The sequence below is a fragment of the Streptomyces chartreusis NRRL 3882 genome (genome assembly GCF_900236475.1).
Taxonomy (GTDB): Bacteria; Actinomycetota; Actinomycetes; order Streptomycetales; family Streptomycetaceae; genus Streptomyces; species Streptomyces chartreusis_D.
In genome coordinates, this window is sequence record NZ_LT963352.1 from 1,317,210 (window position 1) to 1,334,700 (window position 17,491).

A 17,491-nucleotide genomic window follows, 5' to 3' on the forward strand; every position below is an offset into this window, starting at 1 on the left:
CCTAAGACAATCCTCCCCGAGAACAAAGTGCGGAATTCCGTTTCGATTTCACTTTTTGATCCGGAAACCGCTTCTGCCGAAGGCGGCTTCCGCTTGGCGGAAGTCCGCCTGGCGGAAGGGCCGTTGCGGTGCCCGGTACAGCTAGTGCACCTTTTTGACATGCGCTTGTGTGGGGGCGATGAGGCTGTGACCCGCTAGGACGGGTTGCAGAGGCGATCGGATCTCGTCCCAGCGACAGTGCGGTGGCGAGCGGCCGTCCGCGTGACGCACGCAAGGCGGCGGACGAAACGCTCGCCAGGGGACCCTCTGTGCGGCGAGGCCGCACAGAGGGTCCCCCCAAGCGGTGGCGCCGCGCGGGCGCGCGCAGCTCGCGGTCATCTACGAGACAGACCCCGGGGCGGTCAGGTCCTGCTCAGCTTGGCGATCCGCAGCCCGTGCTCGGCGGCCTGCTCATGCCCCGTCTTCATCGACTCTTCGGCCAGTCCTCGAAGGTGCGCCATCTCCGGGTTCCAGAACGCGTGGGTCAGCTCCGCCTCGGCGATCTGCAGGTCGAGGCCGAAGACGTCGGCCAGGATCGTGCGCAGGTAGGGCGTGGCGTGGTCCCAGCCCTCCTTCGGGGTGCCGGGCCCGTAGCCGCCGCCCCGGCTCAGCGTCAGGAGCGCCGGCTTGCCCTTGAGCGGCCAGTCACCGTGCACCCCCACCACGGGGTGCTTCAGGATCAGGTCGATCCAGGTCTTGACCTGTTCCGGGACATTCCAGTTGTACATCGGCACCGCGAACAGGAACGCGTCGGCGGCGAGCAGTTCCGCGCCGAGACGGTCGAGGAGCTCGTGCGCCTCGGCCGGGGCCGGCGCGGCCGGGTTCACGACTTCGTGGGCGAGCGCCGTCCATGCGTCCCCGGGCAGTGGCTGGACCCCGAGGTCGCGCCGGGTCACGACGCCGCCGGGGTGCTCGGCGAGCCACGCCTGCTCGGCGGTGTCGGCGAGGGCGCGGCTCACCGACCCTTCGGTACGGATGCTCGCGTCGAGACGGAACAGGTTCACGGGGCATTCCTCCAACGTAGTTCTGCTGTGATGCAGATAGTATGTCTGGCAGAACATCTGCCTACAAGAAAAGTGATCTGACTAACAAGCCGGCGTGACGCGAGGTTCGCGAGGAACCCAGTCGGATCTCGGCTGGCGAGCAGGAAGCAGACGACATCGGCGATTTCGTTCGGATCCCCAGCGCCCTCGCGCGTTTTGCCCCATCGGGCACGGCCGTGTGCCCGCCGAGCATCGCCGCCGTTCCCTCGATGTGGACGGCTCCCGGGGAGACGGCGCCGACCCGCACACCCGACGGACCGGACTCGGACGCCCAATAGCGGGCGAGCGCTCCGGGTCGGCCTTCGAGGCGCCCTAAGCCGCACCGACCGCAGCTGGGGTTCAGGCAGTGCCCGACCCGATCAGGACGATCGATCCGCTCCGTCGGCGCACCATTTCGGGCACCAAGGCCGCTCTGCCGCGCAGGACGACGGACGCTCCTCGTCGGGCCAGTGCCTCGGCGATCGCCCGCCCGATCCACGATGTTGCCCTCGTGACCAGGGCGTTTCGTCCGCCAACTCGTTACTGACGGTCATGACACGTCTCCTTGCCATGACCGGGCCGCGACCTGCCACCCGCTGCGTCATCGCGGGGCCGGAGCGCCCCCGCCCCCAGAAAACTATGGCGGCAAGATGTTCTGCTAACAAGATTATCTGTCGCCATGCTGAAAGGTGCTACGGTGATCTGATGTCCTCCTCTGAACCCCGCGGCCGAGCGAGCGAAAGCGCCAAGTGTCTTACCTTGGACAACGACCTGGTTTGGGCCATTCGCATGATCTCGGGGGCGCTTCGGCGCGCTGCAGCCGACGCCTCAGAGACGCTGCCCGGAGGATCACGCGCCTACTTGGTACTCATGGCACTGGCCGAGGCCGAGGGCAAACCCCCCACGCAGCTCGAACTGGCCGGCCAGGTCGGTCTCGACCGAACGGTGATGACCTACCTTCTCGACGACCTGGAGGGGCAGGGCCTGCTGTCGCGACGCCCGAATCCGCAGGACCGGCGGGCTCGCCACGTGATCCTTACGGACGAAGGCCGATCGCAACTGCAGCGCATGCGAACTGATGTCGCGGCCGCTGAGGCACGGCTGCTTGTGGAGTTGACCGGAGAACAGCAGGCCCAGTTTCGAGACCTCCTGACCCGGGTTGCGCTCACCGCTCAGCGGGGCACTGTCAAAGACTGAGGTGCGTGCTGTTCCTCTCTGGAGACAACTGCCAGGTAGCACAGAAGCGGCGGTGCTGGACGGGAATCGAGACCATTCCGAATGGCGATCATGCCCGTCCAGGTGGCGGTGGCACTCACGCTTCCAGCGTCGGCGTCCGGCGGGCCTTCTCCCGCGCCGACCGGTCTCCCTCCCTGTGCATGCAGGAGCGGTTTCCGCCCGCGCGGCCAGATCCAACCCAACGCGATGTCGGTGATCATGTCCTCAGGGCCGCCGACCATGCGCCGTCTGCCGGCCTCCACGAGGATGCTGCGGGTGTCCAGGCCGTAGCGCGCGGCGGCGGTCTCGGATGGGCGCAGGAAGCTGGAGTACACGCCCGCGTAGCCGAGGGTGAGCGTCTCGCGGTCCACTTGTACCTCGCGGTCCTGCAGCGGACGTACGAGATTGTCGGCGGCGCCCATCAGCGGGAACAGATCGCATCCGTGCTCGAAGTCCCATCAGGTCGGCGACCGCGATGAAAGCCTCGAGGGGCAGTTGCCCGCGCCTGCCCCCTGCCCGGCGAGCGAGGCGTCGACGCGGACAGCGCCGCTCTCGACGGCGACGACGGTGTTCGCCATGCCCAGGGCGAGGTTGTGATGGGCGTGGATGCCCAACTCCGTGGCCGGGTCCACGACGTCACGGTAGGCGCGGAAGCGGTCGCGGACACCGTCCATGGTGAGCCGGCCGCCGGAGTCGGTGACGTAGACGCAGTGAGTGCCGTACGACTCCATGAGCCGCGCCTGGAGTGGTGAGCAAGACGCATGACAAGGTCTGACCTGCTCTTCCGCAGAGACACTTCCGCCTGACAGAAGCCGCCTTGCGCGGCAGCCACAGCCGTCAGGACTCTGTTCCCAACCACGGCACGCGGGGCGACGAAGCCCCGCCGACAGGGACGGGAACCCCATGCCTCACATGACCGCCTTCGCCAGGAACCAGTGGTACGTCGCCGCCTATAGTCACGAGGTCGGGCGGGAGTTGCTCGGACGGACGATCCTCGGTGAGACGCTCGTGCTCTACCGGACCGAGGAGGAGGGCACACCGGTCGTGCTGCACGACCGGTGTGTGCACCGCCGGTACCCGCTGTCCGAGGCCCCGACGCGCCTCGACGGCGACCGGATCGTCTGCGGGTACCACGGGTTCACGTACGACACGACCGGTACCTGCGTGTACGTACCGGGGCAGAAGCGGGTGCCGCGAACGGCCCGGGTCGCCTCCTACCCGGTCGTCGAGCAGGATTCGCTGATCTGGGTGTGGATCGGTGACCCCGCGCTCGCCGACCCGCAGAGCATCCCGCGGGCCAGGCACCTCGACTCCCCCGGCTGGGTCACCGTGCGCGGCATGGAGCCCATCGACTGCGACTACGGCCTGCTCGTCGACAACCTCCTTGACCTGTCCCACGAGACGTATCTGCACGGCGGGTACATCGGCACGCCCGAGGTCGCCGAGACGCCGATCACGACGGAGGTCGACGAGGGCGCCGGGATCGTCCGGGTGAGCCGGCACATGGACGACGCCGAGTGCCCTCCCTTCTACGCCAGGTCCACCGGCATCGAGGGGCGGATCACCCGCTGGCAGGACATCGAGTACCACGCGCCGTGCCTGTATCTGCTGCACAGCCGCATCGCCCCGGTCGGTGTGCTGCCCGAGCCGGACGGCAGCGACCCGAACGGCTTCCACACCGAGATCACGTACGCGATCACCCCGTCCGGCGACGGCAAGGTGTACGACTTCTGGGCCGTCTCCCGCGACTGGGCGACGGACGACGCCGAGGTCACCGAGTTCCTGCGCGGCAACAACCACACGGTCGTGATGCAGGACGTCACCGCGCTCAACCTGCTCCAGAAGACCCTCGGCACCGAGCGCACCGGTTACCAGGAGCTGAGCATCAACATCGACACCGGTGGTCTGGCCGCCCGCCGTATCCTCGCCCGGCTGGTGGAGCAGGGCGAGAAGCCCGTGGAGAAGGTCCAGTGACCAGTCCGACCGGCGAGATCTACCGCATCGACTGGCTGCCGGGCACCGACATCCTGCACGGCACCTGCCACTGCGGCCGTGAGCACACCGCGCAGGACCCCGTGGAGATGTGGGAGTGGATGCTCGCCCACCCGCAGGGGCATGACGTCGACGAGCCGCGAGGGAACAGCTGATGAGCGTGTACGAAGCCGAACTCGTCGTCCCGCGGCGTGAGTTCGTCGCCGACGGCGTGGTCGCCCTGACCCTGCGCCACCCGTTGGGCGAGCCGCTCCCGGCGTGGGAGCCGGGCGCCCACATCGACGTCGTGCTCGGCCCCGGGCTGGAGCGGCAGTACTCGCTGTGCGGCGATCCGGCGGACCGGTCGGCCTGGCGGATCGCGGTGCTGCGCGAGCCGGACGGCCGGGGTGGTTCGGCCCATGTGCACGAGCAGGTGGGGCAGGGCGACAAGGTCCGGGTGCGCGGGCCCCGGAACAACTTCGGCCTGGAGCCCGCCCCCCGCTACCGCTTCGTCGCGGGCGGCATCGGCATCACCCCGATCCTGCCGATGCTGGCGGCTGCCGAGGCGGCGGGCGCCGAGTGGACGCTGCTGTACGGCGGGCGCACCCGCCGGTCGATGGCGTTCGGCGAGGAACTCGCCCGGCGGTACGGGGACCGGGTGACCATCGCGCCCGAGGACGAGACGGGGCTGCTGGACCTGCCCGCGGTGCTGGACGACGTACCCGAGGGCACGCTCGTCTACTGCTGCGGCCCCGGCCCGCTGCTGGACGCGGTCGAGGAGCGCTGCCCGTCCGGAGTGCTGCGCGTCGAGCGGTTCCGGCCGAAGGAGCAGGAGACGGGCGGCGACACCGAGTTCGAGGTGCGGCTGGCGCGGAGCGGCAGGACACTCACGGTCGCGCCGGACGTGTCGGTACTGGACGCCGTGCGCGCCGCCGGGGTCGAGGTGCTCTACTCCTGCACCGAGGGCACCTGCGGCACCTGCGAGACCGACGTGCTGGAGGGCGAGCCTGACCACCGCGACTCGGTGCTCACCGACGACGAGCGCGCGGCGGGCGAGACCATGCTCATCTGTGTGTCCCGCTGCCGTGGCGGGCGGCTCGTGCTGGACCTGTGACCGGGCCGCCGCCCCTCGCCGTCCCGGTCCCGCACCGGGACGGCGGGCGGGCGCGGGCGGTCGGGACGGCCGCTGTTCGCATCCGGCGCGTACAACCCGTGTCGAGGAACAGGTCAGGGTGCCGCCCACAGGCCCCGGACGTGCGAGAGGTGCCGGGTCATCACCGCCCGTACGGCTTCCTCGTCCCGGGCGAGCAGCGCGTCCAGGATCTCCAGGTGCTCCTCCGCCGACGCCTCCAGCCGTCCCTGCTCGACGAGCGCGGTCAGTCCGTAGAGCCGGGAACGGCGTCTGAGGTCCCGTACGACGTCGACGAGATGGTCGTTGCCCGCGAGGGCCAGCAGGCCGAGGTGGAAGCGCAGGTCGGCCTCGACGTAGGCGATGAGGTCACCGGCCGCGGCGGAGGTGACTATCTCCTGGGCGACGGGCCGGAGCGCCTCCAGTGCCACCGGGTCGGCCGTGGCCGCGAGGCCCGCCGTCGTGGGGATCTCGATCAGCGCCCGGATGTGGGTGTACTCGTCCAGTTGCTTCTCGGAGACGGCCGTGACCCGGAAGCCCTTGTTGGGCACGGTGTCGACGAGGCCTTCCTTGGCGAGGTCGAGCATGGCCTCGCGCACGGGGGTGGCGGAGACGCCGAAGCGGGCGGCGAGGCCGGGGGCCGAGTAGACCTCTCCGGGGAGCAGCTCGCCGGCGATCAGGGCCGCCCGCAGCGCGTCCGCGACCCGCTCCCGGTGGCTGGGCTTCCTGCTGCCCAGCACGGGCAGGGCGGGGGTGTGCTGCGAGGCCATGACGGTCGTGGTTCCTCTCACGGTCGGATCGTGCGCGGCTCAATCGTGCGCGGCTTACAGGACGAACCCCGCCGGGAACGGGTCCTCGGGGTCCAGCAGGTACTGGGCGGTGCCGGTGATCCAGGCGCGTCCGGAGAAGCTCGGCAGCACCGCCGGGCGGCCCGCCACCTCGGTGGTGCCGAGCAGTCTGCCGGTGAACCGGGTGCCGATGAAGGACTCGTTCACGAACTCGGTGTGCAGCGGGAGTTCGCCGCGTGCGTGCAACTGTGCCATGCGGGCACTGGTGCCCGTGCCGCAGGGCGAGCGGTCGAACCAGCCGGGGTGGATGGCCATGGCGTGCCGGGAGTGGCGGGCGGTCGAGCCGGGGGCGGCCAGGTAGACGTGGTGGATGCCGTGGATGGACGGGTCCTCCGGGTGGACGGGCGGGTCCTCGGCGTTGACGGCGGCCATGAGGGACAGGCCGGCCCGGAGGATGTCGTCCTTGCGGGACCTGTCGAAGGGCAGGCCGAGACGCTCCAGCGGCAGGATGGCGTAGAAGTTGCCGCCGAAGGCGAGGTCGTACGTCACCGTCCGGCCGTCGGGGAGGGTGGCCTTGCGGTCGAGGCCGACGGCGAAGGAGGGCACGTTCCGCAGGGTGACCCCCTTGGCTGCGCCGTTCGCCACGGCCACCTCGGCGACGACCGGGCCCGCCGGGGTGTCGAGCCGGATGGTGGTGACCGGTTCGGTGACCTCGACCATGCCGGTCTCGACGAGCACGGTCGCCACGCCGATCGTGCCGTGCCCGCACATCGGCAGATAGCCGGAGACCTCGATGTAGACGACGCCCCAGTCGCAGTCGGGCCGGGTCGGCGGCTGGAGGATGGCGCCGCTCATGGCGGAGTGCCCGCGCGGCTCGTTCATCAGCAACTGCTTGATGTCGTCGCGGTGTTCGCGGAAATACAGTCGCCGCTCGTTCATGGTGGCGCCGGGGATGGTGCCGATGCCGCCGGTGATCACGCGGGTCGGCATGCCCTCGGTGTGCGAGTCGACGGCGTGCAGGACGAGTCTGCTGCGCATGATCCCTACGACAATCCGGCCGCTACGGCCTTCTCGGTGGCGGCCCGGACGGCGGCCTCCTGCCCGGGCAGCAGCGGCATGCGCGGCGGGCGGCAGGGTCCGCCGTGGCGGCCGACGAGGTCCATGGACAGTTTGATGGCCTGGACGAACTCCACCCGCGAGTCCCACCGCAGCAGCGGATGCAGCTGCCGGTACAGGGACCGCGCGGTGTCGAGGTCGCCGTCGACGGCCGCGTGGTACAGCTCGACGGACGCCTGGGGCAGCGCGTTCGGGTAGCCCGCCACCCAGCCCTTCGCGCCCGCGACGGCCAGCTCCAGCAGGACGTCGTCGGCGCCGATCAGCAGGTCGAGTTCGGGGGCGAGTTCGGCGATGCGGTAGGCCCGGCGGACGTCTCCGGAGAACTCCTTCACTCCCCGGATGTACCCCTCCCCGTGCAGCCGGGCGAGCAGCTCCGGCACGAGGTCGACCTTGGTGTCGACGGGGTTGTTGTACGCGACGACCGGCAGGCCCGCCTTCGCGACCTCGGCGTAGTGGGCGAGGACGGAGCGCTCGTCGGCGCGGTAGGCGTTCGGCGGCAGCAGCATCACCGCCCGGCACCCGGCCTCGCCCGCCTGCTCGGCCCAGCGCCGGGACTCGGCGGACCCGTACGCGGCGACGCCGGGCATGACGCGCTGCCCGCCGATCGCGGCGACGGCCGTCTCGACGACCCGGGCGCGCTCCTCGGGGGTGAGCACCTGGTACTCGCCGAGGGAGCCGTTCGGCACGACGCCGTCACAGCCGTTGTCGACCAGCCAGGCGCAGTGCTCGGCGTACTTGTCGTAGTCCACGGAGAGGTCGTCGTTCAGCGGGAGCGCGGTGGCGACGAGGACGCCGTGCCAGGGGCGGGGGTCGGTCATGACAGTTCCTCCTGGGTGTGTTGCCGTGCGAGGACGCCGAGCGGTACGGGACGGGCGAACGGCCTTCGGGGCGGGACGGGCGGGCAGCCGGCGAGGCCCGCGACGGCGGCTGCGCACACCCGGCCCTGGCACCAGCCCATTCCGGCCCGGGTCAGCAGTTTCACGGTGCGCTCGTCGCCCGCTCCGAGGTCCAGGGCGTCGCGCACGGCACCGGCGGTGACCTCCTCGCAGCGGCAGACCACGGTGTCGTCGGTGGCCTGCTCGGGCCAGTGCGCGGGCGGCGCGTAGGCGGCATGCAGGGCGGCTGCGGAACTCCTGAGCTTCGTACGGGCCTTGAGGGCGGCGGGTGCCGGGTCGGGGGTGGTGCCGCGCAGGGACGCGGCGGCGGCGCACCCGGCGATGTGCCCCTCGGCGAGGGCGAGGGCCGCGCCGCCGATACCGGTGGACTCCCCGGCCGCCCACACGCCGGGCACGTCCGTGCGCTGCTCGGTGTCGACGGCCACGGCGAGCCCGTCCAGGCCGCAGCCGAGGCCCACCGCCAGGTCGGTGTGCGGGAGCATGCCGTGGCCGACGGCCAGGGTGTCGCAGGGCAGTTGCCGCTCCGTGCCGGGCCGGACGCGTCCGTCGGTGTCGAGGGCGGCGACCGTGACGCCGGTCAGCCGGTCGTCGCCGTGGGCGCGGACGACGGTGTGGCGGGTCAGCACCGGCACGCGGTGGCGCAGCAGCCGGGCAGCGTATCCGGCGCCCTCCGGGAGCTTGCCGGCCAGGGCCCGGCCGTGGCGGGCCAGGCGCCCGGGGCCGGTCGACTCGACGAGCGCGGCGACCTCGACGCCGGCTGCGGCGAGCCCGGTCGCCACGGGCAGCAGCAGCGGTCCGGTCCCGGCCACGACGGCTCTGCGCCCCGGCACCACGAGTCCGCCCTTGAGCATGGCCTGGGCGCCCCCGGCGGTGACGACGCCCGGGAGCGTCCAGCCGGGGAAGGGCAGCACGTGTTCGTATCCGCCGGTGGCCAGGAGCACGGCACGGGCGTGCACTTCGGCCGGTTCCTCCTGCTCCGGGCCGAGCAGCGCGTGCACGGTGAAGCCGCCAGACTTCCGTTCGACGCACCACACGTGATGGTCCGTCAGTACCCGTACGGAGCTGGCGGCGAGGCCGTCCCGCAGTCGCTCCCAGGTTCGCCACTGGTGGTGCAGCGCCTCGGGGCGCCCGGCTCCGAGCCCGGCGGCGGGCTGCCGGTAGAACTGCCCGCCGGTCTCCGTCGCCGCGTCGACGAGCGCGACCCGCGTGCCGCGCGCGGCAGCCGCAAGCGACGCGGCCAGCCCGGCCGGTCCGGCACCGATCACGGCGAGTTCAGTCCGCATGGCCTGTCGCCTCCTGCGTGGCGATCACGTCACCCGGCCGCACCGGGAGCAGGCAAGCCCGTTGGTTGGGGCGGCCGTTGACGGTCACCAGGCAGTCGAAGCAGACGCCGATCCCGCAGAACACCCCGCGCGGACGGCCCTCGCCCCGGGTGGTGCGCCAGGAGGTGACGCCCGCCGCCCACAGCACGGCGGCGACCGTCCGGCCCGGCAGCGCCTCGACCGGCCGCCCGTCGAACGTGACCGTGAAGGCGGGGCCGGGTCCGGCCGCCGCCAGCTCCAGTGGATTCACTCCGCCTCCTCGGGAAAGCGGTCGGGGCGGAACGGGACGAGGTCCAGGTCGGGTGTCCGTCCCGTCAGCGCCTGGGCGATCAGGTGTCCGGTGCCGGTGGCGAGACCGATGCCAGCGCCCTCGTGCCCGCAGGCGTGCAGGAGTCCGGGCGCCCGGGGGTCGGGGCCGATCGCGGGCAGATGGTCCGGCAGATACGGGCGGAAGCCCGCGTACGTCCGCATGGCCCGGACTCCGGCGAGGAACGGGAAGAGCCGCGTCGCGCCCGCCGCCAGCGCCCGCAGCGCCGGGAGCGACAACGACCGGTCGAAGCCGACCCGTTCGCGGCTGGCGCCGATGAGGACCGGCCCGGCGGGTGTGCCCTCGACCACCGGGGAGGTCTGGAGGTCCGCCGAGTCGCTGGCGACGTCGGCCACGTAGTCGGCGGCGTACACCTTGTGCCGGATCCGGGTCGGCAGCGGCTCGGTGACCAGGACGAAACCGCGCCGGGGCAGCACCGGCAGCGACACCCCGGCGCGGGCCGCCACCTCGCCGCCCCAGGTGCCGGACGCGTTGACGACCGCCGGGGCGTGGACGTCGCCCCGGTCGGTACGCACCCCGCGCACCGCGCCGTCGGGGCCCCGCAGTACCCCGGTCATCTCACGGCCGGTGAGCAGCCGGGCGTTCGAGGCGCGCAGCAGGTGCGCCGCCGCCAGGGCGGGCATCACCTGGGCGTCCTGCGGGTAGTGCACGCCGCCCGCGAGGCCGGGGGTCAGGTACGGCTCCAGGTCGGGGAGCCGGCCGGGCGGCACCGGGACCGCCTCGACCCCGGCCGCGCGCTGCCCGGCGGCGAGTGTCTCCAGGCCGGCCAGGGCTTCGCCGGTGCCGGCGACGACGACCCCGCCCTTGGCCTCGTACTCGACCGCCTTCCCCAGCCCCTCCTGGGCCAGTTCGGACCACAGCCGGGCGGACAGCAGGGCCAGGTCGAGCTCGGGCCCGGGCTCCTTGTCGGAGACGAGGAGGTTGCCCTCCCCCGCGCCGGTCGTACCGCCGGCCACCGGGCCCCGGTCCACCACGACGGTGTCCAGGCCCGCACGGGCCGTGTACAGGGCGCAGGCGGCGCCCACAACTCCGGCTCCGACCACCACGACATCGCAGGTCAGCGGCTTGCTCACGTCAGTACTATGTCACACATCACCCTGGCTGGGAATGGGGCGGACGCTGGTGACGCGGCCCTGCGGTGATGTGGTGACCGGGAGGAACCGGCGGGGCTCAGTCGCCCGCCCGCACGACCCTCAGATGGGAGGCGTTACGGCGCGTCCGGCGGTCCCTGGACGGGGTGCGGCGGGCCTCGCGCAGCGCGAACGTGAGCCGGGTGCAGCCCAGTTCCTCGAGCGTCCTGGACGTCTCGACGACGATCCGGCAGTCGGTGGCGCCCCAGCGCGGATCCGGGTGCAGCAGCGGCCGTACGGCGCCGTCGTGCTCGACGGCGCTCTCGCCGACCGAGCGGATCCAGTGCGGCAGGCCGTGCCGGTAGGCGGCCTCCATGATCGGGTCCTGGGCGATGTCGCGGCGGATGGCCTGGAGGCCGTGGTCGGGGCCGTGGCTCTCCACGGTCCGCGCGAAGTGCGCGAGCATCGGCAGGCACCAGCTCGCCTCGTGCTCGCCGAGCACCGTGGGAGCGTCGGGGTGGAACAGCACGAACCTGAGGAAGTTGTCGCCCGGCATGGCCGTCGGATGCGGGCCGACACCACCGAAAAGTGACCGGAAGGCACTGTTGGCCAGCACCACGTCCCAGCAGTGGTCGACGACGAGCGAGGGGAAGGAGACGGCCTCCAGAAGCCCGGAGTAGTCCTCCAGGTAGGCCTGGACATCGGAAGTCTCGGGGACGGGCCGCGGTGCCGGCCGCTGCCCTCCTGCCTGATATGCCATCGGGAGGTCACCCCTCTTGCCTGTGCGGCCCTGACGCGGCGCCCCGATCCTGATGCCCGGAACTGAGGCGTGTCAACTATCGTGGCATTTCGTGCTGGTTGACGGCTGAAATTGGCCACAGTTGTGGCGAGACCTGGATGTGAGTTCGAAGCACCGGCTACGCTCCGGGAAGTTAACGCCGGGGTAGGTCACGGCATCCACTTGTGAGAAGCCTGTGAGAGACGTAGGAGATCTGTCGGTGACGGGTGGCTTCGTCGAAGGTCCGGGCGCCACACCGACGGCCGTGCTGGCGGCCGTCGTCTCCCGTGTCACCGCGCTCGCCGACCGGCTCGGCGTGCCGCACGCCGAGGTCTTCGACATCGGCCGGCTGTCCGTCGCCTCCGGCGTCCCGGAACCCGTGGTCAAGGCCCTGCTCGGCGGCCGGCCGGCGGGCGAGCCCGATGTGCAGGCCCGGTTCCTCCAGCGCCTGGACCTGCTGCGCCGGACCCGGCTCAAACCCAACGGCCGGAAGTACACCCAGCAGGAGATCGCCGACGGCGCGGGCATGTCCCGGCAGCAGGCCGGCGCCCTCATCAACGGCGACCGGCGGCCGACCATGGAGCACTGCGACGCCCTCCAGCGGTTCTTCCGGGTGCACGCCGGTTTCCTCACGGCCGAGGACCCCGAGGCACTGGTGAGCGCCCTCCAGCACACCGAGCAGGAGCTGCTCCAGAAGCTCGCCGACCGCGAGCGGGAGGCGGCCGCGGCAGCCGACGACCCGCTGGAGCGGCTGTTGCAGGACCACGGCGTGCGCGGCATCGCCTGGCGGGCCGCGCAGCTGCCCACCGACCAGCACCGCGACAAGGTGGCGGAGTGGCTGGACATGCTCCTGGAGAGCGTCAAGCGGCCCGAGTCGTGACCGTGGGGAGAACTGTGGGCATCGGTAAGGAAATGCGCCGCCTGTGCGGCGAACTGGTCGCGGAGCTGACCCTCCCCGCGCCGGCGCGGCCCGACGCGCTGTACGCCGCGCTGTGCGATGCCATGAGCAGACGCCGGGGCCGCCCCGTCCACTTCCGTACGGCCGCCTTCCCGCCCGGGACCGCGAGCGGGCTGTGGCTCGACATGGCCGAGCAGGACCTCGTCGTGATCGAGGAACGCACCGCTCCCGACCACCAGTTGGTGATCCTGGGCCACGAGCTGTGGCACATGAAGGCGGGACACTGCTCCCACCACGTCGAGGGCGCCGCCGTCGCGGCCCGGCTGCTCCACGACGGCGCCGACCTCCAGGCGACGGTGCTGAAGGTCGCCGCCCGCACCCGTTTCGACCTCGACGACGAGAAGGAGGCCGAGAGCTTCGGCCTGCTGCTGGCCAGCAAGTGCCGGTCCTGGCTGGCGGGTTCGGCGTCCCGGGGGCCCGTGCAGCGGGACCATCTGGCGGGGCGGATCGAGGCGTCACTGGGCTACCCGGGGTCGCAGGGCTGAGCGGCCGGCAGCGCGGGCCGAGGTGGGGTCCGGCCTGCGCCGAGCGGGCGAACCCACGGGCGGCGGGGCCGGATTGTCAGTGGTGGGCGGCAAGCTGGAGGTGCGTCCCGTGTGTGCGGGGCGTGCGCGCCCTTCAGGGCGCGGGACCGATGACGCCGACACGGGGAGAGCCGACCGATGCCCACCGCCGTACTGACCGACCGTGAACGCACCGCCGTCCAGGCCTATCTGCGGCTGCTGCACACCGTCCGGGCCGCCTTCGACCTGGAGACGGGCCCGCCCGGCGCCCACCGGCCCCCTGTCGTCCCGCCCGGCGTCCTCGCCGAGGCGGAGGAGGCCCTCGACCGAGCGGGCCTCACCGGCAACGAGGAAGCGTTCTTCCGCCTGCTCCAGAGCTGGTGCCCCGAGCCGGGGCCCTGAGCCGGAACCCTGAGCCGACGGCCGATGACACGGCGACCCGGCAAGCCTGATCGCCGGTCTCAGTCGTGCGGTACGGCGACCGCCGTCGCGACCAGGCCGCGGTCGGCGGTCCAGTGGCCGTCGAAGTGGCCCAGGCGGCGGGCGCCGACCCGTGGGCCGGGGACGAGGAGCGTGGCGCGGAAGGTACCGCGCGGTTCGCCGGGGTCGGCGGAGATCTCGATGTCGGCCTCCGCGAAGTCCAGCCACGCGCCGGTGAGCGGGAACCACGCCTTGTAGACGGACTCCTTCGCGCTGAACAGCAGCCGGTCCCAGTGGACGTCGGGGCGCTGTGCGGCCAGCCGCCGCAGGCGCTCGGCCTCGGCCGGCAGGGAGACGGCGGGCAGCACCCCCTCGGGCAGCGGCCCGTGGACCTCGGCGTCGATGCCCAGGGAGGCCAGGTCGGTGGCGCGGACCAGGGCGGCGGCGCAGTAGCCGTCGCAGTGGGTCATGCTGCCGGCCAGCCCGGCCGGCCAGCGCGGGGCGCCGCGTTCCCCGGGCAGGATCGGCTGCGGCGGCACGCCGAGCTTCTCCATGGCCCGGCGGGCGCAGGAGCGGACGACGGTGAACTCCCGGCGCCGCTTGGCGACCGCCCGGGTCACGAGCGCCGCCTCCTCGGGGTACAGCGGGGTGTCCGCGCCGTCGTTGCCGTAGGCCTCCACGGTGACGACGGTCTGGGGCAGCAGTTCCCCGATCACCGCTCCTCGCCCTCCCTCGGCAGGATGCGCCGCAGCCGCCCCGGCTCACCGGACCGCTTGCGCCACTCCCGGGGGTAGCCCACGGACACCTCTTCGAATCGCACGCCCTCGTGCCAGGTGGTGCGGGGGATGTGCAGATGGCCGTAGACCATCGTGTGGACGGGGAATCTGCGGTGCCAGTCGGCGGTCAGTCCCGTGCCGCACCACATGGCGAACTCGGGGTGCCACAGGACGTCCATCGGGTGCCGGTGCAGCGGGTAGTGGTTGACGGGGATCACGGGCAGGCCGTCGGGCAGTTCGGCGAGTCTGCGTTCGGTCTCGGCGACCCGGTCCCGGCACCAGTCCTCCCGACTCGGGTACGGGTCGGGGTGCAGCAGGTACTCGTCGGTGCACACGATGCCCGTACCCTGGGCGTACGCCAGGCCCTGCTCCTTGGTCGCGCACCCGGACGGCAGGAACGAGTAGTCGTACAGCAGGAACAGCGGTGCGACGGCCACGGGGCCGCCGGGGCCGTCCCAGACGGGGTAGGGGTCCTCCGGTGTCGTCACGCCGAGGTCCCGGCACAGCTCGACCAGGTGGTCGTACCGGGCGACGCCGCGCAGGGTGACGGCGTCGCTCGGATGGGTCCACAGCTCGTGGTTGCCGGGCACCCAGACGACCTTGCGGAAGCGGGCCGCGAGCGTCTTGAGGGTCCAGCGGATGTCCGCCACGGTCTCCGCGACGTCCCCGGCGACGAGCAGCCAGTCGTCGTCCGTCCCGGGCCGCATCCCTTCGACCAGGGCGCGGTTCTCCGGGTAGCCGATGTGCAGATCGCTGATGGCCAGCAGTTGTCCGGCGCCACCGGCCGTCGACGTCACCCCTCGTCCCCCTCCACGCCCCCACCGCGAACGCCACCACGAGATCACATCACCGCGCCCGGGGACAAGGGCGGCCGGACGGCCGGGAATCGGAATCCGTAACCCGCGCGTTGCACGACTCGGCCCGCCGAAGCCGTATGATCTGCCCCAACACCACCGCTAAGAACTTCCCTTTCACAGGGGCGGTTTGGTGACCCTCCATTCATCCTGCCCGGGCACGGGCTGCTGAGCCCTGCCCGCGAACCGTGAAAGGCGGCCTGCATGGTCTCTCGCGTACGCGTCTGGCTCAACCGCACGTACGCGGAGAACGTGTTCTTCATGGATCAGCTGCGGAGAAATCCCAGCGACCGGGCCGTCGAGATCCATGCCACGCACGGCGACCCCGACTCCCCCGTGCTGGCCGCCGCCGACACCGCCGAGCTGGAACCCGAGAACCTCTCCCCCGCCGGGTACGTCGAGTACGCGCTCGACCAGTGCGCGCGGCGCGGCATCGACGTGTTCGTGCCCCGGCTGCACCAGGCGGCGATCGTGGCGCACCGCGCCGAGTTCGAGGCGGCCGGTACGGCGGTGCTGGCGCCGCCGCCCGAGGCGGTGGCCGTCTTCCAGGACAAGGTGATCGCCTACGAGGCGGTCCAGGCGATCGGCGTGCCGGTGCCGCCGTGGTGGCGGGTCCGGTCGGGTGACGAACTCGTCGCCGCCGTGGAGGCTTTGGAGGCCGCCGGGCACAAGGCGTGCTTCAAGCCGGCGTCGGGGGCGGGCGGGGTGGGCTTCCGCGTGATCACGCGCTCGCCCTTCTCGCTGATGCACCTGAGCGGGTTCCCGAGCCCGTACGTGCCGCTCGACCTGGTGCTGGAGGCGCTGGGGCGGGCCGAGGAGCCCGTCGACTGGATGGTGATGCCGCGCCTGGAGCAGCCCGAGGTGTCGGTGGACTGCCTGACCGGTCCGGACAACCGGGTCCGGCTGGCCGTCGGCCGCACCAAGAACGGCCGCCGCCGGGGCTTCACGCTGCACGAGCGGTGGCTGGACCCGGCCCGGCGGATCGCGGAGGGCTTCGGTCTGCACTACCTGTCCAACATCCAGTTCCGCATGTTCGGCGACCGGCCGGTCCTGATGGACGTCAACACCCGCCCGGCCGGCGGCCTGCACCAGCTGTCGCTGTGCGGGGTCAACGCCCCCTGGGCCGCCGTCCAGCTGGCGCTCGGCGAGGACCCGGGCGAGGTGGTCCCGCCGTTCCTGGGCCAGGACTACACGGTGGTGTCGGGGCCGCGTCCGCTGCGGCCGGTGCAGCTGCCGCAGCAGCGGCCGGAGGCGACGGAGCAGCAGCCGCTGCCCGCGGTGCCGGCCGGCTCCGTCGAGACGGCGGCCCCGCAGGCCACGGTGGGGGCCCTGCCTCTCTAGCCCCTGTCCCCGCCCAGCGCCTGTCCTCCGCTATGTGCCGTACCCCCATGCCTGGGCCAGTTCCCTCAGGCGTGGGGGGAGTTCGACACCCGGGTCGGCGCCGCGGGCCGACTGGATGCGGCCGGACTTGATGGTGCTGGACCAGTCGCCGAGCTGCGGGCGGAAGGTGCCGTGGTCCTTGCTGCCGTAGTCGAGCATGGCGGGCTCCCAGGGGACGCCGAGGTGGTCGCAGATGCCCCGGGTGACCTTCTCCGGCTCGGCGGTGAGCTCCTCGTAGGTGATCACATGGGGGTCGAGGTTCAGACGGGCCTCCTCCAGCTTCTCGCTGTAGTCGAGGACCTCGGTGCGAACGGCCTCGTGATCGGGGTCGCTGCGGCGGGCGGTGAGGGACGTGACGACCGCGCCGGGGTGGCGGAGCAGCAGGATGTAGCGGGCGTTCGGCCAACATCGGCGCAGGCGGGGCCAGATGAGGGTGTTCGGCGGGGTCTTGTCGACGATGACGTCCTTGCCGCTGCGGCTGAGCTCCAGGTGCAGCACCCGGTCCCACAGCACGTGTTCCAGCTCGTCCTTGTCGAGGTGGAGCGCCCGCATGGCGTCCGCGGTGAAGTCGCGGGACAGGTGGACGTGCACCGTGCGCAGGTGCATCTCGTGCGGGGCGCGGATGCGGCTGTGGCTGTTGAGCAGGACGCGCAGCAGGGTCGAACCGGAGCGCACCGACGACAGGACGAAGACGGGCGAGTCGACCAGCCGGGGCGCGGGCGGGGCGGTGTAGGTGTCGGCTGCCGGGCGGGGGGCGGGGATGGCGTCAAGGGTCCGGCGCGGTGGACTGACCGCTTGCATCACCAGCCTTCCGCGACGCTTCAGGCCCTTGCCGATCGCAGCCATACGCGGGTCTCGCACGGTGACACCTTTCGTTCGCGTTGTGCGTTCCGCATCCCAGGGGGACGGGGCGAACTCAAGGTGTC

The 17,491-nt window shown here is 72.1% G+C and carries 19 protein-coding genes and 1 pseudogene; 8 read left to right on the forward strand and 12 right to left on the reverse strand.

What is annotated here, in order from left to right; translation table 11 throughout:
* Positions 1–401: 401 nt before the first annotated feature.
* A complete protein-coding gene (locus SCNRRL3882_RS05945; RefSeq protein WP_010042969.1) occupies positions 402–1,043 on the reverse strand; it encodes an FMN-dependent NADH-azoreductase in 642 nt (213 codons plus the stop codon).
* 777 nt (positions 1,044–1,820) lie between these two features.
* Here SCNRRL3882_RS05945 and SCNRRL3882_RS05950 point away from each other — a divergent pair.
* Positions 1,821–2,258, forward strand: coding sequence for a MarR family winged helix-turn-helix transcriptional regulator (locus SCNRRL3882_RS05950; RefSeq protein ID WP_231911100.1), 438 nt, complete (start codon positions 1,821–1,823; stop codon positions 2,256–2,258).
* 218 nt (positions 2,259–2,476) lie between these two features.
* On the opposite strand, the pseudogene dmpG reads toward SCNRRL3882_RS05950, so the two are convergent.
* Positions 2,477–3,019 (reverse strand): annotated as a pseudogene (gene dmpG / locus SCNRRL3882_RS05955) (4-hydroxy-2-oxovalerate aldolase); the annotation flags it as partial.
* A gap of 160 nt (positions 3,020–3,179) precedes the next feature.
* Between dmpG and SCNRRL3882_RS05960 the strand changes: the two are divergent.
* Genes SCNRRL3882_RS05960 through SCNRRL3882_RS05965 form a run of 3 tightly spaced genes read left to right on the forward strand, consistent with a single transcriptional unit; the run spans position 3,180 to position 5,361 of the window.
* Entirely contained in the window at positions 3,180–4,250 is a 1,071-nt protein-coding gene (locus tag SCNRRL3882_RS05960; protein ID WP_029181388.1) for an aromatic ring-hydroxylating dioxygenase subunit alpha, read from the forward strand.
* Positions 4,247–4,423, forward strand: coding sequence for a hypothetical protein (locus SCNRRL3882_RS41060; RefSeq protein ID WP_010042980.1), 177 nt, complete (start codon positions 4,247–4,249; stop codon positions 4,421–4,423). Before SCNRRL3882_RS05960 ends, SCNRRL3882_RS41060 begins: the two co-directional genes overlap by 4 nt.
* Entirely contained in the window at positions 4,423–5,361 is a 939-nt protein-coding gene (locus tag SCNRRL3882_RS05965; RefSeq protein WP_010042983.1) for a PDR/VanB family oxidoreductase, read from the forward strand. Before SCNRRL3882_RS41060 ends, SCNRRL3882_RS05965 begins: the two co-directional genes overlap by 1 nt.
* 113 nt (positions 5,362–5,474) lie before the next feature.
* Here the strand turns inward: SCNRRL3882_RS05965 and SCNRRL3882_RS05970 are convergent, their stop codons facing one another.
* The 7 genes from SCNRRL3882_RS05970 to SCNRRL3882_RS06000 form a co-directional block, all read right to left on the reverse strand.
* Positions 5,475–6,146, reverse strand: coding sequence for a GntR family transcriptional regulator (locus SCNRRL3882_RS05970; RefSeq protein ID WP_010042985.1), 672 nt, complete (start codon positions 6,144–6,146; stop codon positions 5,475–5,477).
* 54 nt (positions 6,147–6,200) lie between these two features.
* A complete protein-coding gene (locus tag SCNRRL3882_RS05975) occupies positions 6,201–7,202 on the reverse strand; it encodes a proline racemase family protein (RefSeq protein WP_010042986.1) in 1,002 nt (333 codons plus the stop codon).
* A gap of 5 nt (positions 7,203–7,207) precedes the next feature.
* Complete coding sequence (locus SCNRRL3882_RS05980) at positions 7,208–8,098, reverse strand: dihydrodipicolinate synthase family protein (RefSeq protein WP_010042987.1); 891 nt, start codon at positions 8,096–8,098, stop codon at positions 7,208–7,210.
* The gene (locus SCNRRL3882_RS05985) at positions 8,095–9,459 is read right to left on the reverse strand and encodes an NAD(P)/FAD-dependent oxidoreductase (protein ID WP_010042988.1); all 1,365 of its coding nucleotides are present in this window, start codon (positions 9,457–9,459) and stop codon (positions 8,095–8,097) included. Before SCNRRL3882_RS05985 ends, SCNRRL3882_RS05980 begins: the two co-directional genes overlap by 4 nt.
* A complete protein-coding gene (locus SCNRRL3882_RS05990) occupies positions 9,449–9,748 on the reverse strand; it encodes a (2Fe-2S)-binding protein (protein ID WP_010042989.1) in 300 nt (99 codons plus the stop codon). Before SCNRRL3882_RS05990 ends, SCNRRL3882_RS05985 begins: the two co-directional genes overlap by 11 nt.
* Complete coding sequence (locus SCNRRL3882_RS05995) at positions 9,745–10,899, reverse strand: NAD(P)/FAD-dependent oxidoreductase (protein ID WP_029181389.1); 1,155 nt, start codon at positions 10,897–10,899, stop codon at positions 9,745–9,747. The genes SCNRRL3882_RS05990 and SCNRRL3882_RS05995 overlap by 4 nt, the downstream gene beginning before the upstream one ends.
* A 97-nt stretch (positions 10,900–10,996) precedes the next feature.
* A complete protein-coding gene (locus SCNRRL3882_RS06000) occupies positions 10,997–11,656 on the reverse strand; it encodes a hypothetical protein (protein WP_010042993.1) in 660 nt (219 codons plus the stop codon).
* Between the two features lie 238 nt (positions 11,657–11,894).
* On the opposite strand from SCNRRL3882_RS06000, the gene SCNRRL3882_RS06005 reads away from it, so the two are divergent.
* The 3 genes from SCNRRL3882_RS06005 (at position 11,895) to SCNRRL3882_RS06015 (ending at position 13,537) form a co-directional block, all read left to right on the forward strand.
* Positions 11,895–12,554, forward strand: a complete 660-nt coding sequence (locus SCNRRL3882_RS06005; RefSeq protein WP_010042996.1) for a helix-turn-helix domain-containing protein — start codon at positions 11,895–11,897, stop codon at positions 12,552–12,554.
* 32 nt (positions 12,555–12,586) lie between these two features.
* Positions 12,587–13,117 carry a hypothetical protein gene (locus SCNRRL3882_RS06010; protein WP_010042998.1) on the forward strand — a complete coding sequence of 177 codons (531 nt, stop codon included), beginning with the start codon at positions 12,587–12,589 and terminating at the stop codon, positions 13,115–13,117.
* Between the two features lie 177 nt (positions 13,118–13,294).
* Positions 13,295–13,537: a hypothetical protein gene (locus SCNRRL3882_RS06015; RefSeq protein ID WP_010043000.1), complete on the forward strand. Its 243-nt coding sequence runs from the start codon at positions 13,295–13,297 to the stop codon at positions 13,535–13,537.
* A 59-nt stretch (positions 13,538–13,596) separates the two neighbouring features.
* Here the strand turns inward: SCNRRL3882_RS06015 and SCNRRL3882_RS06020 are convergent, their stop codons facing one another.
* Together SCNRRL3882_RS06020 and SCNRRL3882_RS06025 are read right to left on the reverse strand one after the other, a co-directional pair.
* Positions 13,597–14,271 (reverse strand): 4'-phosphopantetheinyl transferase family protein, encoded by a 675-nt coding sequence (locus SCNRRL3882_RS06020; RefSeq protein ID WP_010043002.1) that lies wholly within the window; start codon positions 14,269–14,271, stop codon positions 13,597–13,599.
* Complete coding sequence (locus SCNRRL3882_RS06025) at positions 14,268–15,128, reverse strand: metallophosphoesterase family protein (RefSeq protein WP_010043004.1); 861 nt, start codon at positions 15,126–15,128, stop codon at positions 14,268–14,270. The genes SCNRRL3882_RS06020 and SCNRRL3882_RS06025 overlap by 4 nt, the downstream gene beginning before the upstream one ends.
* 261 nt (positions 15,129–15,389) lie before the next feature.
* On the opposite strand from SCNRRL3882_RS06025, the gene SCNRRL3882_RS06030 reads away from it, so the two are divergent.
* On the forward strand, positions 15,390–16,526 hold the full coding sequence (locus SCNRRL3882_RS06030; RefSeq protein WP_010043006.1) for an ATP-grasp domain-containing protein: 1,137 nt from the start codon (positions 15,390–15,392) through the stop codon (positions 16,524–16,526).
* Between the two features lie 30 nt (positions 16,527–16,556).
* Here the strand turns inward: SCNRRL3882_RS06030 and SCNRRL3882_RS06035 are convergent, their stop codons facing one another.
* A complete protein-coding gene (locus SCNRRL3882_RS06035; protein WP_173937226.1) occupies positions 16,557–17,426 on the reverse strand; it encodes a sulfotransferase family protein in 870 nt (289 codons plus the stop codon).
* Between the last annotated feature and the right edge of the window lie 65 nt (positions 17,427–17,491).

What these genes read in the sequence shown, in the direction of transcription:
- SCNRRL3882_RS05960 (WP_029181388.1), top strand. Translation starts at nt 3,180, where the DNA reads ATGCCTCACATGACCGCCTTCGCCAGGAACCAGTGGTACGTCGCCGCC.
- SCNRRL3882_RS05965 (WP_010042983.1), top strand. Translation starts at nt 4,423, where the DNA reads ATGAGCGTGTACGAAGCCGAACTCGTCGTCCCGCGGCGTGAGTTCGTC.
- SCNRRL3882_RS05970 (WP_010042985.1), bottom strand. Translation starts at nt 6,146, where the DNA reads ATGGCCTCGCAGCACACCCCCGCCCTGCCCGTGCTGGGCAGCAGGAAG.
- SCNRRL3882_RS05975 (WP_010042986.1), bottom strand. Translation starts at nt 7,202, where the DNA reads ATGCGCAGCAGACTCGTCCTGCACGCCGTCGACTCGCACACCGAGGGC.
- SCNRRL3882_RS05980 (WP_010042987.1), bottom strand. Translation starts at nt 8,098, where the DNA reads ATGACCGACCCCCGCCCCTGGCACGGCGTCCTCGTCGCCACCGCGCTC.
- SCNRRL3882_RS05985 (WP_010042988.1), bottom strand. Translation starts at nt 9,459, where the DNA reads ATGCGGACTGAACTCGCCGTGATCGGTGCCGGACCGGCCGGGCTGGCC.
- SCNRRL3882_RS06000 (WP_010042993.1), bottom strand. Translation starts at nt 11,656, where the DNA reads ATGGCATATCAGGCAGGAGGGCAGCGGCCGGCACCGCGGCCCGTCCCC.
- SCNRRL3882_RS06010 (WP_010042998.1), top strand. Translation starts at nt 12,587, where the DNA reads ATGCGCCGCCTGTGCGGCGAACTGGTCGCGGAGCTGACCCTCCCCGCG.
- SCNRRL3882_RS06015 (WP_010043000.1), top strand. Translation starts at nt 13,295, where the DNA reads ATGCCCACCGCCGTACTGACCGACCGTGAACGCACCGCCGTCCAGGCC.
- SCNRRL3882_RS06030 (WP_010043006.1), top strand. Translation starts at nt 15,390, where the DNA reads ATGGTCTCTCGCGTACGCGTCTGGCTCAACCGCACGTACGCGGAGAAC.